Origin of the sequence: Streptomyces sp. NPDC050287 (genome assembly GCF_044459385.1) — a bacterium.
Classification (GTDB): domain Bacteria; phylum Actinomycetota; class Actinomycetes; order Streptomycetales; family Streptomycetaceae; genus Streptomyces.
The window spans coordinates 17,989-33,191 of record NZ_JBITIY010000029.1; the positions used below are offsets into that span (position 1 = coordinate 17,989).

At 69.0% G+C, this 15,203-nt stretch carries 12 protein-coding genes and 4 pseudogenes; 10 read left to right on the forward strand and 6 right to left on the reverse strand.

Annotated features, from left to right (window positions below):
* Positions 1-89: 89 nt before the first annotated feature.
* The 4 genes and pseudogenes from ACIBK3_RS45735 to ACIBK3_RS45750 form a co-directional block, all read left to right on the forward strand.
* Positions 90-1,076, forward strand: coding sequence for a helix-turn-helix domain-containing protein (locus tag ACIBK3_RS45735; protein WP_399374527.1), 987 nt, complete (start codon positions 90-92; stop codon positions 1,074-1,076).
* Between the two features lie 229 nt (positions 1,077-1,305).
* Positions 1,306-2,012: pseudogene (locus tag ACIBK3_RS45740) on the forward strand (restriction endonuclease).
* A 146-nt stretch (positions 2,013-2,158) separates the two neighbouring features.
* The gene (locus tag ACIBK3_RS45745) at positions 2,159-2,728 is read left to right on the forward strand and encodes a GNAT family N-acetyltransferase (protein ID WP_399374528.1); all 570 of its coding nucleotides are present in this window, start codon (positions 2,159-2,161) and stop codon (positions 2,726-2,728) included.
* Positions 2,729-2,795: 67 nt separating this feature from the next.
* A pseudogene (locus ACIBK3_RS45750) lies at positions 2,796-3,807 on the forward strand (transposase); the annotation flags it as partial.
* 511 nt (positions 3,808-4,318) lie between these two features.
* Here ACIBK3_RS45750 and ACIBK3_RS45755 read toward each other — a convergent pair.
* Positions 4,319-5,035 (reverse strand): class I SAM-dependent methyltransferase, encoded by a 717-nt coding sequence (locus tag ACIBK3_RS45755; RefSeq protein WP_399374530.1) that lies wholly within the window; start codon positions 5,033-5,035, stop codon positions 4,319-4,321.
* Between the two features lie 74 nt (positions 5,036-5,109).
* Between ACIBK3_RS45755 and ilvY the strand changes: the two genes are divergently transcribed.
* Positions 5,110-5,997 carry an HTH-type transcriptional activator IlvY gene (gene ilvY, locus ACIBK3_RS45760; RefSeq protein WP_399374532.1) on the forward strand — a complete coding sequence of 296 codons (888 nt, stop codon included), beginning with the start codon at positions 5,110-5,112 and terminating at the stop codon, positions 5,995-5,997.
* 29 nt (positions 5,998-6,026) lie between these two features.
* Here ilvY and ACIBK3_RS45765 read toward each other — a convergent pair.
* The 3 genes and pseudogenes from ACIBK3_RS45765 to ACIBK3_RS45775 all read right to left on the reverse strand — a co-directional run.
* Positions 6,027-7,233: pseudogene (locus tag ACIBK3_RS45765) on the reverse strand (NF041680 family putative transposase); the annotation flags it as partial.
* A 393-nt stretch (positions 7,234-7,626) separates the two neighbouring features.
* Complete coding sequence (locus tag ACIBK3_RS45770; RefSeq protein WP_399374534.1) at positions 7,627-8,235, reverse strand: replication-relaxation family protein; 609 nt, start codon at positions 8,233-8,235, stop codon at positions 7,627-7,629.
* Complete coding sequence (locus ACIBK3_RS45775; RefSeq protein ID WP_399374535.1) at positions 8,232-8,519, reverse strand: hypothetical protein; 288 nt, start codon at positions 8,517-8,519, stop codon at positions 8,232-8,234. The genes ACIBK3_RS45770 and ACIBK3_RS45775 overlap by 4 nt, the downstream gene beginning before the upstream one ends.
* Before the next feature lie 1,009 nt (positions 8,520-9,528).
* Here ACIBK3_RS45775 and ACIBK3_RS45780 point away from each other — a divergent pair.
* Together ACIBK3_RS45780 and ACIBK3_RS45785 are read left to right on the forward strand one after the other, a co-directional pair.
* Positions 9,529-9,723 (forward strand): hypothetical protein, encoded by a 195-nt coding sequence (locus ACIBK3_RS45780; protein WP_399374537.1) that lies wholly within the window; start codon positions 9,529-9,531, stop codon positions 9,721-9,723.
* Between the two features lie 18 nt (positions 9,724-9,741).
* Entirely contained in the window at positions 9,742-10,125 is a 384-nt protein-coding gene (locus ACIBK3_RS45785) for a hypothetical protein (RefSeq protein WP_399374539.1), read from the forward strand.
* A 176-nt stretch (positions 10,126-10,301) separates the two neighbouring features.
* Here ACIBK3_RS45785 and ACIBK3_RS45790 read toward each other — a convergent pair whose 3' ends face one another.
* Together ACIBK3_RS45790 and ACIBK3_RS45795 are read right to left on the reverse strand one after the other, a co-directional pair.
* Positions 10,302-10,925, reverse strand: a complete 624-nt coding sequence (locus ACIBK3_RS45790; RefSeq protein ID WP_399374540.1) for a hypothetical protein — start codon at positions 10,923-10,925, stop codon at positions 10,302-10,304.
* Between the two features lie 204 nt (positions 10,926-11,129).
* Positions 11,130-11,500, reverse strand: a pseudogene (locus ACIBK3_RS45795) (fic family toxin-antitoxin system, toxin component).
* Between the two features lie 231 nt (positions 11,501-11,731).
* Between ACIBK3_RS45795 and ACIBK3_RS45800 the strand changes: the two are divergent.
* The 3 genes from ACIBK3_RS45800 to ACIBK3_RS45810 form a co-directional block, all read left to right on the forward strand.
* Positions 11,732-12,988 carry an IS256 family transposase gene (locus ACIBK3_RS45800; RefSeq protein ID WP_399374541.1) on the forward strand — a complete coding sequence of 419 codons (1,257 nt, stop codon included), beginning with the start codon at positions 11,732-11,734 and terminating at the stop codon, positions 12,986-12,988.
* Positions 12,989-13,060: 72 nt separating this feature from the next.
* Entirely contained in the window at positions 13,061-14,041 is a 981-nt protein-coding gene (locus ACIBK3_RS45805) for a threonine/serine dehydratase (protein WP_399374542.1), read from the forward strand.
* Positions 14,042-14,271: 230 nt separating this feature from the next.
* Positions 14,272-15,203, forward strand: a 932-nt coding sequence (locus tag ACIBK3_RS45810; protein ID WP_399374543.1) for an ISAzo13 family transposase, incomplete at its 3' end; no start/stop codon positions are given.

Here is a 15,203-nt window from a genome sequence, read left to right on the forward strand (position 1 = left end):
CTACCGGCGATGCTCGTGTGTCGGCGCGGGTGGATGGGCAGTCCCCGTCCGCGCCGCGTCACCAGGCGGCATCACTCGGGGGGGACGTCATGCTGACCACTGTGCTGGACACTGCTGACCTGCCGCCCGCCGAACGGGCGGCGGTCTGGGTGGAGACCAAGGGGCGGGCCCTGATCTCCACCCACGTCAGTTTCCGTGGACCCGACCCGATACAGGCCCGGATCCAAACCATGGCGCTGGGGCCGTCCCAGCTGTCGGTGGTGTCCTATACGTCGATGTCATCCCAACGCACCCCGAAGCTCATCCGGCAGTCTGATCGCGAGATGTACCAGCTCTCGCTGACCCTGGCGGGACAGCACAGCATTGAACAGGCCCGGACGTACGCCGCGCTCGGTCCCGGCGACCTGCTTCTGTACGACAGTTCACGGCCGTTCACCGCGTCAGCGGGCCCGCCATCCGAAGTGAGCCGAACGCTGCTGTTACAGCTCCCCCGGCACCTGCTACCGCTGCCGGAGAAGGTCGTAGCGCCGTTGTGCGGAGCGGCGCTTGACGGGCGGTCAGGGGTTGGGCGGCTCCTGAGCCAGCTGCTGACCGCTCTCACCGATACGCACGCTGATCTCACCTCCAGGGACAGCATCCGGCTGGGCGCCACAGCGGTCGATCTCGCAACTGTCCTGCTCGCCCACCATGCTGACCGGCAGACACTGCTTCCCACTGGCTCACGGCAGCGTGCACTGTTCGAGCAGATCAGCGCCCACATCGCCACCCACCTGGGCGATCCCCACCTCACACCCCGCGCGATAGCCGCAGCACACTTCATCTCCACGCGCTACCTGCACCGCATCTTCCAGCAGCACGGCACCGCAGTCAGCGACGTCATCCGGCAGCAACGCCTCGCCCGCTGCCGACGAGACCTGGCCGACCCTGCCCAGCGCGCCGTCCCCATCGCCGCCATCGCGATGCGCTGGGGGTACCCGAGGCCATCCGATTTCACCCGATCCTTCCGCGCCGCAACCGGCATGACTCCAAGCGAGTACCGCGCCGCCAGCCAGGACACCGACCGAGCACAACGGTAGCTACGCCCAGGCGAGGACCATCCGGCGTCGGGGATCTGTCCGTCGGAGGGCTGCCGCGTGAGGCGTCGTGGGCGGCGGAGTGGCAGCGGCACTACGCCGCGCTGCGTGCGCTGGTGGCCGACGAAGAGGGCCAGGCGGAGGTTCTGCCTGGGGTCACCGGTCCACGGTACGAACATCGGCAAGTGGCTGGCCCGGCAGCGCAAACCCGAGGTGTCACCGACGGTGCCCGGTGACGCCGCGACGATCGAGGCGGCCGGCGCGGCGGCGCCCTGGCCGTCGGAGCAGGCGGCAGCAGCAGGCACAGGCGCAGCTGATCGGCCTGGCGGTCGCTGCGGTCCTGATCGTCAGCCTGATCGTGGGAGTGGTCAACTGGCTGCTGGCGCACTGGTGGCTGCTCGTCATCGCCGGCGGGCTCGCGGTGCTGGCGGGCCTCGGCTGGTGGTACAACCGGCAGCAGCAGGCCCGGTGGGAGGCCGTCCGCGCGCAAGCCCTGCGCTACGGGCTGCCGCAACTGGACGCACTGCACCATGCCCGGTTCGAGGACGCGGTACGCGACCTGATGCGCCGGGACGGCTGCAGGGACGCTCAGCGAGTCGGCGGGGGCGGCGACCTGGGGGCCGATGTGAAGGCAACCGACCCGTTCGGGCGGCGCTGGGTGATCCAGTGCAAGCACCGCCGCAACGGCGCCCGCGGCTCTGCGGTGGGCACGCCGGATCTGCAGGTCCTCAACGGCACCGCCCGGCAGGTCCACGCAGCCGACGTCGCCGTCATCGTGACGAACGGACGGGTCCCGCACCGGCCGTCGCGTTCGCCAAGCAACAGCGACTGCACGTCGTGGACCGCCAGACCCTGGCGGCGTGGGCGTCCGGCTCACGCCCACTGTGGGAGCTCCTGCGAGCCGTCCCGCCTCCCCGGCGACCAACTCCCCCGAGCTAGGAGCGTGGGTCAGTAAACAACTCCTGGAATGCCATGCCCCGTGGTGGAGTGGGGCTGTCGGGTGCTGCTGTTGAAAAGGTGTGGCTGCCCGTCAGTCGTGATGCGACGATCAGTTCCTGATCCAAATCCGCGTCCCGGAGGTCCGCATGGACGTCGCCTCGCTGCTGCCGTTGACCACGCCCCGGTTGTCGCTGCGTCTGTTCACTCCCGGCGACGCCGACGACCTGTACGCCTACCAGAGCCTGCCGAGCGTGGCGCGCTACTTGTACCGGCCGGCGCACACGCGTGAGCGCAGCGAGCAGGTTGCCGCCGAGCGCGCTGCGCAGACGGCCTGGCGCGCCGACGGGGACAAGCTGGCGCTCGCTGTCTGCCGACGCGATGAGCCCGGCGTCCTTGGCGAGGTGAGCCTCGCCCTGGCTGATGCCCGCGCCGCCCAGGCCGAGATCGGCTGGACTCTCGATCCACGTCACCAGGGGCACGGCTACGCGACCGAGGCGGCCGCGGCGCTGGCCGGGTTTGCCTTCGGCACGCTGGGCGTGCACCGGCTCTACGCACGGCTGGATGTGGAGAACACCGGGTCTGTGCGGGTCTGTGAGCGCCTCGGGATGCGCCGGGAGGCGCACCTGGTCGAGAACGACCTCGACGGGGATCGCTGGGGCAGCGAGTACATCTACGCGGCGCTGGCCGCGGACATTGGCGGTCAATCAGGCAGTTGAGCCCGACGCCGCCTCCTGTTCGTGATCTTCCATATGGAAGAATCCTGGTATGTCTGGCGGGGACGGCCTGTTCGAGGTGGATACGGCGACGGTGGTGGAGCCGCAGACCGCGCCGACGGTGCCGGTGAAGAAGACGTTCCGGGTGTTCGTCCCCGATCAGATGATGTTGCTGCCGCCGTCGCTGGACTGAGTGGTTGCCGCAGGATCATCTGGCGCGGTTCGTCGCCGAGTTGGTCGACGAGGTCCTGGACCTGGCCCCGATCCTGGCGGCCTGCGCCGAGAAGTGCGGGGTCCCGCCGTATGACCCGCGTCTGATGGTCAGGGTGGCGTTGGACGGCACGAAGCTCGAGGCCAGTGCCTCAAACCACAAGGCGATGAGCTACGCCCGCTTGGTCGACAAGGAGCAGCACGTCGAGGCGGAGATTGCAGAACTCGAAGCCGCTGCGGCCGCACTGCTGGCCGACGCGGCCGCCGCCGAGGCTGAGAAGTTCGGCTGCGGTGGCAAGGACACCGATCTGCCCGGCGAGCTGGACCGGCGGGAGAAGCGCCTGGCGAAGATGCGGGCCGCTCGCGCGCAGATCGAGGCCGAGGCCGCCGAGCGGGCTCGGCGCCACGCCGAGGACAAGGAACGCCGACGCCAGGGGCGGTCCGGTGCCGGCGACAATCCCGACGCCCTGCAGGCCGCCCGAGACAAGGCCGCCGAGCTTGCGCGGCCGATGGACAAGGCGCAGGCCAACTTCACCGACCCGGACTCCCGGATCGTGAAGAACAGCGACGGGGCCTACATCCAGGCCTACAACGCCCAGGCCGTCGTGGACGGCGCGCACCAGATCGTCACCGCCGCAGATGTGACGACGAACCCCTCGGACGTGCTGAACTACACCATGATGCTCGACCAGTCCGCCGCGAACACCGGTACCCATCCCAAGCAGGCGCTGGTCGACGCAGGGTACTGCTCCGAGGCGAACCTCGCGGCCGCGGCCGACCGCAAGGAAGAACACGGCGCCGACACGTTCATGGCCACCGGTCGTCAGAGCCACGACGAGCAGGTCAGCGCCGCACCGCGCGGACGCATCCCAGTGATGCTGTACTACGTGGTCGGGTGTTCGCACGCGGTCGGCCCCACTCGGAGAGCGGCTTGTCCTCGTCGTCCTCCCATCCCGGTCTGTCGTTGATGTCCGGCGTCTCAGCAGCCGATACCGCACCGTCGTCGTCGGTGGGCATCATCGGCGGCAGCTGTACCCGCAGTGGAGAGACCGAGAAGCAGAGCCGTTGCAGCGCTGGTCAGCAAGCGCCCTAACCCATGCCCATGACACACCCGTTCGGTGGACCGCCCCCGTGGCGATCAAGCACCTAGACACTAGGGTCACGCAATGAACGCGACAACCAATTGACCACCATTCTTGACCACCATTCTGAGGAGAACTTGAGCCTGACATGTGCAGCGACCGGAAATAGCCGCGCGCCTTGGCCGGAACGCGCATGACCAGGCGCCTTGCCCGGAAAGGCGCCACCCCCAGGTGGCCGAGGAAACCGGCGCCGGCCGATGCTTGAGTCTCTGGCCAGCCGAACGAGGCCTGGTGTCAGTGGCTATCGGCGGCGGCAGCAGAACTCTGCATGAGTGGGACGGGGAAAGGCGCGGGAGACGATGTCGAACCCGGCTCGTTCCAGCATGCCCTCGACGATCCAGGTGTAGGTGGAGAACTCCTCTCGGACATGGGCTTCGAAGTCGGCCTTGGTGAAGCCCTCGCCGTCCGGGCGGCCAGCTGTATCGATCCACTGCTGCAGGTGTGTCTCTGCGCTGGAGGGCTCGAAACTGAAGATCACATCCCACAAGTAGAGGGCCCCGCCGGGACGGAGCATCCCGGCTGCGTTGAGCAGGGCCTGCTGCTTCCAGAAGTCCGGGAGCTGGTGCAGGGCCGACTTCGTAGTCACCACGTCGACGAGAGGGCCCTGGTGGGTGTAGTCGAGAAAGCCGGCGTGGTGCCATTGCGGTGCAACACCGAACCGATCGGCCCGCGCCTTGGCGAAAGCCAGCATTTCCTCGGAAATATCCACACCGTGCGCGACGGCCCCGCGCCGTGCGGCCTGGACAGCCAGTGAGCCGGTACCGCACGCGAGATCGACGAGTTGGGTGCCTTCGGTGACGCCCAAACGGTCCAGCAGCGCGTCGTCAGCTTGCGGGTCAGTGCCCTGGTTGCGGTCATAGGCAGCGACTGCGGCCTTGCTGCCCAGGTCGATGCCGACCGGCGCATATTCGGAGAAGTACCAGGCAGGACGGGGATGTGTGGTGTCGCTTCGTGGCATGCACCGTTTGTAGGCTCCCCGCAGGACTTACGGCAACGGCAACTTAAGTACCGCGGCATTGCGAAAGGTGAAAGGTGCAGGACCACGACCAGTACCGGCTCTTCCTCCACCTCGCGGAGACACTCAGCTTCACCCGCACCGCGGCTGACTGCCACGTCAGCCCCGCCACACTGTCCCGGACCGTGCAGCGGCTCGAGGCCGCCACCGGACATCGCCTCCTCGACCGCGGTCCTCACGGGGTATGCCTGACCACGCACGGCCGCGCCTTCCGCCAATACGCAGCCGAAGCCCTGGACCTATGGGCCCGCTACCGCAGCGACGGTGCAACGGACGACGACCTCAGTGGACACCTGCGGGTGTTCGCCTCCGTCACCGCATGCCACACCCTCCTGCCCGACCTGCTGACCCCCCTGCGCGACGCTCACCCGCGCGTGAGCATCTCCCTACGCACCGGTGACGCCGCAGCCGCCCTTGCCCTGCTCGACCAGGGCGAGGCCGACCTTGCCGTCGCAGCCCTCCCAGCCCGGATTCCCGCCACCGTGCTCGCCCGGCAGATCACACAGACCCCGCTCGTCCTCGTCCAGGCCGGTCCCGCGCTGGCCGACGAGGAGTTCACCGCCGCGGCGGAGCCCTTCGTCCTGCCACGGCAGGGACTCGTGCGCGCTGCCGCAGACCAGTGGTTCCGAGACCTGGGTATCCGTCCGCACATCGCTGCCGAGACCGACGGCCATGAAGCGCTGCTCACCCTGGTCGCTCTGGGCTACGGCACGGGGATCGTCCCCGATCTTGTCCTGCAACACGGCGGACTCCGCGCCAGACTTCGCCAGGTGACCGCCCCATCCGTACCAGATCAGCTCGCCATCGGCGTCTGCATCCGACGGGCCGACGTACACCGCCCCTTGGTCGCCGCAGCCTGGGCGGCAACCCAGCCGGGCAGAGCGGACCGCCTAGCTCAGCTGTGAAGGCGTTCGAAAACACGCACTCTTCTTCTTTATGGTCTGGCCTGGTCACGTTCGACGATGGTGGTGGGGCGTCTGGTCGTTTTGCCCACGTCGTAGTGGGTGGCGGGGCGCCGGTTCTTCGAGCCGGGCGGGCGTCCGGGGCCGGGCCGGTTGGGTTTCGGCGCACGGGCCGGACAGGGCAAGTTCGGGCGGAGGTTCCTGAACCCCCGGCGGACCCGGGCCGGGGTGAGCCGGCCGGGCTCGGCCGGCTTCTCCCAAGGACGACGGAGATCGGCGACCAGGGGCCGGGCGAGGCGGAGTTGGGTGTGTGCGGCGATGATCAGCCAGGTCCACCGGTCCGCCGCCGCGGGCGTGCGGAGCATTGGACGGGTCCAGCCCAGCGTCTGCTTGATCATCCGAAAGGTGTGCTCAAGATCGAACCTGCGCAAGAACGCCTGCCATCGCAGATCGACGTCTTCACCCGCCAGGCCGGTCACCGACGACCACAGCCGGACCGGCAGCGGATCGTGGCCGCCGGGCAGACGGTCGACTTCCAGACGAATCAACGTGCCCTCGATGACCGGGAGTTCGCCGGTGTGGTCGGTCCATGCCGAACGAGTGGTCAACCGGGGGGTGGATGCGCTCCCAGGCCATCACGCGAGCGGTACCGTAGCGGTCTGTGACCTGCACGGTCTCCGCGTCGGGATGGCCCCATGAGTCCGGCTTGGCGAAGCGGAATTCCTTGCCGTGCTTCGGCGGGCGTCCTCCCTGCGGCGGAGAGATCCACGGGACCGGAACGGGCTTGCGCATCACCCGGTCCGTGCGCATCTGCCCCAGGACCTCCACCGGTAGCCCGGCCAGGAGATGGGCCATGCGCGGAGCGTCGTACCCGGCATCGAAGACGACCAGGATGTCGCGGTCACCCGGCTTCCAGCGGCCCATCTCGATGAGGTCGGTGACGACCCGGCGGACCTGGACGGCGGTGACCTCGGCGATGTCGTCGGCCGGCCCCAGCCGCAGCGCATCCAGGATCTGGCACCACGAGCTCCGGCCGGACTCCAGCGCGGCGACGAAGGAGTAGGGCCAGCAGGGCACGAACTGGTCCGAAGAGCGTCCGCCGCGGCCGTAGACGTGACAGACCAAGCGGGCCGAGCTGGTCGGCGCGTCCGGTCGCAGCCAGTGGGTGAGGTCCACGGCTAGGACCAGGCGCCCGTCGGCGGCCTAGGGCTGCGGCAGCCCGGCCAACACCCGCCGCAGACCGGTGAACAACCGCCTCGGCGCACTGGGCCGCGAACGACAGCGCAGTGGGTGATCAGTACAACCTGACGTCAATCTGGGCGGTCTGGTCCTTGCGGGTCGGTGCGGTGTGTGCCGGGGTCCCTTCGGAGGTAAGACACGATGGCCAAGAGCGCCAGGCCGCTGACACGTTCCGGGAGATGGCCGTCGCGGGACAGGGCGGTTGCCGCTGTCCCGCGCCCACTTGGTCGAGACGGCTCACGCCGGCATCAAGGATCGCCGCCACCACCTCGCTCAGGCCATGCTCGACGCTTACGGTGCGCCTTCGGCAACGCGTCCAGAGAGCAGCGGTCCTCCCCCCGCACGGCGCCCGGCCACGCGCCACACCGGCTCATCGGGACCCTGCAAGGTCAGCTACGCCAGCGTCGTGGTCGCCACGATGATCCGGTAGTTCACGCTGTGGACATGCTGGGCGCGCTTGTGGAAGGCCGCTTCCCTCGTTGCCGGGGCCGCGCGGCGCGGGGCGGGGGCGAAGACGAACAGCAGCGGCGGGAAAGGACGGTCCAGGGACGGCCCGGCGTAGGTCTCCTGCCAGTGGCTGCGCGGGGCCCGGGCGGCGTTCCCGCGTCCGGACGGCGGCGCGTTGCGATAGGCGTCGTAGCGCTCCAACTCGGCGACCGGGCGGGCGTAGGACATCGTGCGGTCGATCTCCACGAACGCGCTGGAGCCGTCGGCCAGGAGCACCACGCCGTCGGGCACCAGGTTCCCTGCCGGGGTGGGGTGGGCGACTTCGAGTTGCCCGTCGGCTTGGTCGGCCGCCTCCGCCTGGTGGAAGGCGACGACGGTGTCGACCAGGTCGAGGCCGTGCTCCCGCAGGCCTGTCTTGCTGGCGGCGATGCGTTTTCCGGTGGTCCGGCCGGCCGTCGGCGCGAGTTCGCCTGAGGCAGCGGCTTCGGCGAGGCCCGCGGGGTGATGCGCACTGGTGCGGCGGCCGGGAGTGAACTGCATCGTCGGTGCGCTCACCGGTGCGCAGAGTGAAGTTCATCGTGGCGCGCCTTGGTGCCCACGATGCCGTTCACCGGTGCGGTGGGCATCGCGTCGTTCGGTTCATCCCTGGCGGTGCAGGCGGAGACGCATGGACCGCCACGGGATCGGCCGGCCTCCAGGGTACTGCCGCGTTCGGCGACGGCGCCGCGGCGGCTTCGGAAGCGGTACAGCGCCGCTCGGCGCCGCCGGCTCTCCTCAACGAGCTGTCGGATCTGTTGCAGTCGCTCAGGCGAGAGCTGACGCCCGGTCGGGTCCATCATGCGGGTCCTCCGCCTTCAAGGTGGTCGGTCCCTGCACCCTGGCCGCTGCCCGACGGCTGCGGGGCCTGCTGGCCGGCCGCGTCCCGACGGTTGGCCCGGCGACTCGTCCCCCGTCCCGCAAGACGGGATTCCACCGCGCTCTCCTTGAGCCGCACCGTGCGCCCGGCGGTCACGTCCGCTGGCCCGGGATCTGCGGCACCCGTGGGAGAAGCCAGGCGCCCCGGAGGTTCGGCTCCTTCTACGCGACCACGCGCGCCCGGCGCGGACGTCCACGAACGAACGCCCGCGCCAAGCACGGCTGCTGGCCTCCGGTATGGAATGGCCTCGGCGAAAAGATCAGGTGACCGGATCCTCGGCCAGGATCGCGTCGCGTGTCACCTCGAAGGCAGCTTCCGCTTCAGGGTCACGACCTGGCGCTGGAGTTCTTCATGGTCAGCGGGGGCTCCTAGTCCCGATTCGCGCCATGTCTGCTCGCCCATGAGGTCCGACAGGCGCCGCTGCCGACATTGGTCGACTTCGTGACCAAGCGGCTCCATGACGCGCGGGCACGGCTGGAAGCCCTGCAAAAGGCTGAGCCGGGCACGGAGTTGACCGTCCTCGGCGAGACGTTCATTAAGCCGAAGTCATCGACCGCACGGGTCGCGCGGTTCACCCGGGTGGCCTGGGACAAGCAGGGGCGCCCTTGCTTACCAGGCCGCCTGGCGAGGCGACCACACCACCGCCGCCCGCATCCTCCACCATGCCCTGACCCGCGCCGAGAACCCCGCCGCCCGCTGCCCGCTCCAGCTACGCCTCGCGCGCGCCCTCGCTGCACAGGGCGACGGGAGCGAACAGCGCGCCGTGCTGCGGACCCTTGCCGCGGCGGAGAAACACCTGGGCGACGCCGACGCCGACCGGCCCGCTTGGTGCGCTGGGTATCGGAAGCCGATCCCGCCGTGGACTCCGGCCAGGCCCTCCTGGACCTCGAAGGCGAGGGCCTGCTGTCCCGGCCCGGGACAAGACCCGCGGGGTGTTTCTCGCCTACCGTGCCGCGAGCTACCTCGATCTGAAGGAACCCGAGCCCGCCGCCACCGAGTCCCTGCTCCTGGCCCGCCGCATCGGAGCACCCTGCTGCGTACAGCTTGTCGACGCCCTTCTCCCCCGCTTCCAGCCCTACCAGGACGCCCAGGGCGTTCCGGAACTCCTGCAGCTCGCTGCCGCATAGCAGGAACGGGCGGATCCGATGACCACCGATGCGGGGCTCCCCTCGGTCAGGAAGTCCCTTCAGCTCGCGCTTATGGCGGAACCCGAGGGCAGTCCGTTGGTGGCCGAACAGGCCGAAGCCGACCACTACCACCTCAACTACAGCAAGCACCCCGTCCCGGTCCTGTTCAGGGACGTCCGCGCGGCCCGCACCCTGCTCGCCGGGGTCCTCCCCGCCGTCCCGGACGGCACCGAACTGTACCGCCGGCTCGGCGGGCTCTCAGATCGGGAACACGTGCTGGCCCGCATCGATGACTGGCTGGGCGACGAGGATCCCGCGGCACTTATCGACGGGCTGCTGCGCGTGTGGAGGCAGACCGCGGCAGCGGGACTGGGGCTCTCTTCTGCCCGCATCTGGTTCTGATCCGGCCCGGACGGCTGGACCACGACCGCCATCTCCACACCGGGGAAGGCCCCCATTCACGGCCAACTGGAGCAGCTGCTCAACAATCTGCACCTCGCTCTCATCTGCCATGGGCCTCGAAACGAAGGGTGAGGCCGCCATCGCCTTGCGGGATGACGACTGTGTTGGGTGTGCCCCTACGGCACGCCGAGCAGGCCCCAGCCGCGGCGGGCGGTCTCTGTTACCACGTCGCCCCATTCACGGATGAGGGTCGCGAACTCCTCGAAGGTGTCCGGGCGTCCGGCCCAGCCCTCGCATTCCGCGGCGAAGGGTCCGCGCAGCTCCTCCAGGCGCGGTGCGGCGCGCTCCCAGGCACGGGACTTTCCGTGAGCCGCCTCGGGCGGGCAGACGAGAAGTATGTGGGGTCGTCGGCGGTCGGTGACGGGCGGGAAGAAGCCCCCGCCTCCGGTCAGCGCGGGCTCCTCGGCCGGGTCCTTGTCCCAGATCAGGCCGTTCAGGAAGCGGTCCATCGCGTCGCGCAGGGATGCGTCGGCGAGCACCCGAATGTCGGCCCAGGCATCGCCGGCCTTGGAATGCGACCTGTAGGAGCCGGTGGTGCTGAAAAAGTGGTACTCGGCGCACCACGCCGCACCCTGGTTCGGGGGCCACACCCATCCATCGGCCAAGCCGTACATGCTGTGGTAAGCGTCGTCGAGATCCGACGGCCACATCGTCTCGTCGAGTGCTTGGATCCGGTCCTCGACCGGAATGACGCGCAGCCTTTCCCAGTCAGCCATGCGCAGGGTGAGGTCCAGTCCCACAGCGACAGGATATGCCGGGCGACGCAGCGGCTGCGGCCAGCCCCCATGGGTGGGGGGGAGTTGGTGCGCGATCCGGATTGTGAGTCCCTCGGGCCCCGCCGAGGTCCTGCCCCACCGGGCGACTCACAGCGCACCCAGATGTCACCGTTCTCCCCCGGCTCACCGGATGTCACGGCCTGAGGGCGATCACCGCCCGGTCCGGTGTCAGGGTTTCCAAGTGCGCAGGAAGGAGGCGATCCGGCCGGCGGTGCAGCGGGGGTTGTTCAGCTCGTGGGCGAGTGCGGTGAGCTGTTCGCGGGTGGGGCTGACGGGAACGTTGCTGGCCTCGAGATACATGACGGCGACCGCGCAGGCGACGGTGAGGTTGGAGCGTTCCAGCCAGCGGCAGCGGCCCAGTGTGTGGGCCAGGGCGGCGGCACGGGCGTAGGCGCCGTCGTAGAGGGGTGTATCAAGGAGTTCGCCGCGGTGGGGGCGACTGCTGCGATGGGGACGCCGTAATCGTCGGCGGCCGGGTCGCGATGTCCTGCCCGTTCTGCCACTTCGAGGATCCAGGATTCGTCGACGTGCAGGATCACGCGGCGGCGCCCGGCTGGGGCTTTGCGTGGGGAGTGACACACGCGTCCTCTCCGGCCCGGCGTGGAAGGCACCAAGCCGAGCATCGATCCGGACGTCGAGCAATGCTCAAGACCTGTGGATTGGCCTCGGGAGGGGTGCCTCGCGGAACGCGGAGGGCGTACCTTCCCGAGTGATCGATTGATGGTCACCGAGTAGACCCGCGTTGCACCGCGGGTTGGGAAGGCACGCCCGTGCTCAGCGTAGTCAACAACGACGGAACCACGGAGACCGGATCCCTGATGGACGACATCGTCCGCGAGGGTGCCCGGCGGATGCTCGCCGCGGCTCTGGAGGCCGAAGTCAACCAGTACATAGCTGGGTTGGCCGGTGAGCGGGACGAGGTCGGCCGCCGTCTGGTGGTCCGCAACGGCCATCATCGCGAACGGACGGTGACCACCGCCGCCGGGCCGCTCGCGGTGAAGGCGCCCCGCGTGAACGACAAGCGCGTCGACGGGGAGACCGGTGAGGGCAAGCGGTTCTCGTCGAAGATCCTCGCGCCGTGGTGCCGCAAGTCCCCGAAGATCAGCGAGGTCCTGCCCCTGCTCTACCTCCACGGACTGTCCTCCGGGGATTTCGTGCCCGCGATGGAGCAGTTCCTGGGCTCTTCGGCCGGCCTCTCGCCGGCGACGGTGACCCGGCTGACGAAGCAGTGGACCGACGACCACACCGCTTTCCAGGCCCGTGACCTGTGGGATCCCGACTACGTCTACATGTGGGCCGACGGCGTCCACCCCAAGGTCCGCCTCGGCCAGGCCCACTCCTGCGTCCTGGTACTCATGGGCGTGCACTCCGACGGCCGCAAGGAACTCATCGCGCTGGCCGAGGGGCTGCGGGAATCGACCGAGTCGTGGGCGGATCTGCTGCGTGACTGCCGCCGGCGCGGCATGCGCGATCCCGAACTCGTCGTCGGCGACGGCGCGATGGGCCTGTGGAGAGCCCTCGCAGAGGTATTTCCGCAGGCCAGACACCAGAGGTGCTGGGTTCACAAGGTCCGCAATGTCATGAACGCGCTACCGAAGTCGGCTCAGCCCGGCGCGAAGAAGGCCCTGCAGGAGATCTACAACGCCGAGGACCGCGACCACGCCGAGAAGGCGATCAAGGACTTGGAGCGCGCCTACGGAGCGAAGTGGCCGAAAGCAACCAGGAAGGTCACCGACGAGGCCGACGAGCTCCTCGCGTTCTACGACTTCCCCGCCGAGCACTGGGTGCACCTGCGCACGACAAATCCCATCGAGAGCACTTTCAGCACCGTGAAGTTGAGGACCAAGGTCACCCGCGGTGCGGGCAGCCCGGCCGCGGCCCTGGCGATGGTGTTCAAGCTCGTCGAGTCCGCCCAAGCCCGCTGGCGCGCGATCACCGCACCCCACCTCGTCGCCCTCGTCCGCAACGGCGCCCGCTTCGAGAACGGTCACCTCGTCGAACGCCCCGAGGAACCCGCCGCAGCGTAACACTCCTCAACCGACCTGCAACTCCTGACAGTTGCTCTGGAACCAGCGCCGGTGGCACTACGCTGCTGTGTCGTGCAGGAGACGCGTCTCGACACTGCTCGGATCCGGGCGGCTCGCCGGGTGATCGACCCGGTCTTTCTCGACACTCCGCTATACCGCTGCGAGGCGCTGGAGCCCAACCTCGGATGCACGGTGAGCATCAAGCTCGAAACAGCGAACCCGGTCCGCAGCTTCAAGGCCCGCGGCACCGAGGTGGTCGCGAGCCTGCTCGCCGACGATGGCTCGCGAGCCGTGGTGTGCGCCAGCGCGGGCAACCTTGGCCAAGCCCTCGCTTGGTCCGGTCGCGGCCGGGGGCTCGACGTGACCGTCGTGGCATCCCGCTTTGCGACTCGGGCCAAGCTTGATCGCATCCGCGCGTTGGACGCCGGGTTGGAGCTGGTGGACGGCGACCACGAGATGGCTCGCGAGCGGGCGGCGGCCATCGCGCGGTACGACGGCATGCGGCTGGTCGAAGACAGCCTGGACATCGAGACCTGCGAGGGCGCGGCGACCATCGGCCTGGAACTGGTGGACACCGCGCCGTCGTTCGACACCGTCCTGATCGCTCTCGGCGGCGGGGCGCTCGCCACCGGCGTGGGTCATGTGGTGAAGGCATTGGCACCCGAAGTCGAGGTGATCTGCATCCAGCCGCTGGGCGCACCGGCGCTGACACACTCGTGGCGCCAGCATCGTATCGTCACCACCGACTCGACCGACACCATCGCCGACGGGGTCGCCGGCCGGTGTCCCATCCCGGCCGTCCTGGACGACCTCCTCCTGGTCGCTGACGACGCCGTCCTGGTCCAGGAGGAGTCGATCATCGCCGGTATGCGGATGCTCCTTGACCACGCCGGCCTCGTCGTCGAACCTTCGGCCGCGCTCGGCATCGCGGCGATCCTCGAAGACCGCGACCGCTTCGCCGGCCGACACGTCGTCACCATCGTGTGCGGCAGCAACGTCGACGTAGACGCCTACCACCAATGGGTCGGCACAGCTCCCATCCACAGGTCTTGACAATTACTCTCCGACGTCAGCACGGCACCACACCGCTCAACGCTTTCAGGCGCGTCTGGCAAGAGCAGAGCCGTCACGTCGTGATCGTCCCTTACTCGCGGTCAGCTTGCCACCAACTTCTCCACCCCCGCGCCCTGCCACCGTCAGCTGAAGCACGGCTTACGGGACAGCCCTTAGGGCTTGCAGGGAATCAAGGTGTTGCTTCCCGTTCTGAGGATCGTTGATGTGGTATGCGCATCCCGGACGAGACTCGTGATCAACTCGCTGTGAAGCTCGCGGTGTTACTCCCGCATCTGGACGAGCGGCAGCGGCGGTTGCTGATGGCTGCGGAAGCTCGGTCACTGGGACACGGTGGCGTCCGGGCCGTGGCACAGGCCGCTGCGGTCAGCGAGACGACGGTCCGCAAGGGCGTGTTCGAACTCGAGGCCGGTGAGGAGCCTCTGGGGAGGGTGCGTCGTCCGGGCGGTGGCCGCAAGCGGGTCACGGATCTTGACCCGGGGCTGCGGCCGGCACTGTTGGCGCTGGTTGAGCCGGATGTGCGGGGTGATCCGATGTCGCCGCTGCGGTGGACGGTGAAGTCGACCCGCACGCTTGCGCGGGAGCTGACGCAGACCGGGCACCGCGTCAGTGCCGACACCGTCGCTGACCTGCTGCGGGAGGAAGGCTTCAGCCTTCAGGCCAACGCCAAGACGATCGAAGGCAATCAGCACCCGGACCGGGATGACCAGTTCCGCTATCTCAACGAGCAGGCCCGCGAGCACCGGGACACCGGCCAGCCGGTGATCAGCGTGGACACCAAGAAGAAAGAACTCGTCGGCGCGTTCAAGAACAACGGCCGCCAGTGGCGGCCGACAGGTGAGCCGGTTCCGGTGAGCGTGCATGACTTCGCCGACCCGCAGCTGGGCAAGGCCGTCCCCTACGGCATCTACGATCTGGCGGCGGACACCGGCTGGGTCAACGTCGGCACCGATCACGACACCGCCGCGTTCGCGGTGGAGTCGATCCGCCGCTGGTGGCACGGCCAGGGCCAGGCCGCATACCCCCAGGCGGCACGATTACTGATCACCGCCGACGCGGGTGGTTCCAACGGCTACCGCACCCGGGCATGGAAACTCGAACTGGCCCAGCTCGCCGCTGAAACGGGACTGACGATCACCGTGTG

What these genes read in the sequence shown, in the direction of transcription:
- ACIBK3_RS45785 (WP_399374539.1), top strand. Translation starts at nt 9,742, where the DNA reads ATGACCACCGATGCGGGGCTCCCCTCGGTCAGGAAGTCCCTTCAGCTC.
- ACIBK3_RS45755 (WP_399374530.1), bottom strand. Translation starts at nt 5,035, where the DNA reads ATGCCACGAAGCGACACCACACATCCCCGTCCTGCCTGGTACTTCTCC.
- ACIBK3_RS45735 (WP_399374527.1), top strand. Translation starts at nt 90, where the DNA reads ATGCTGACCACTGTGCTGGACACTGCTGACCTGCCGCCCGCCGAACGG.
- ACIBK3_RS45745 (WP_399374528.1), top strand. Translation starts at nt 2,159, where the DNA reads ATGGACGTCGCCTCGCTGCTGCCGTTGACCACGCCCCGGTTGTCGCTG.
- ACIBK3_RS45775 (WP_399374535.1), bottom strand. Translation starts at nt 8,519, where the DNA reads ATGATGGACCCGACCGGGCGTCAGCTCTCGCCTGAGCGACTGCAACAG.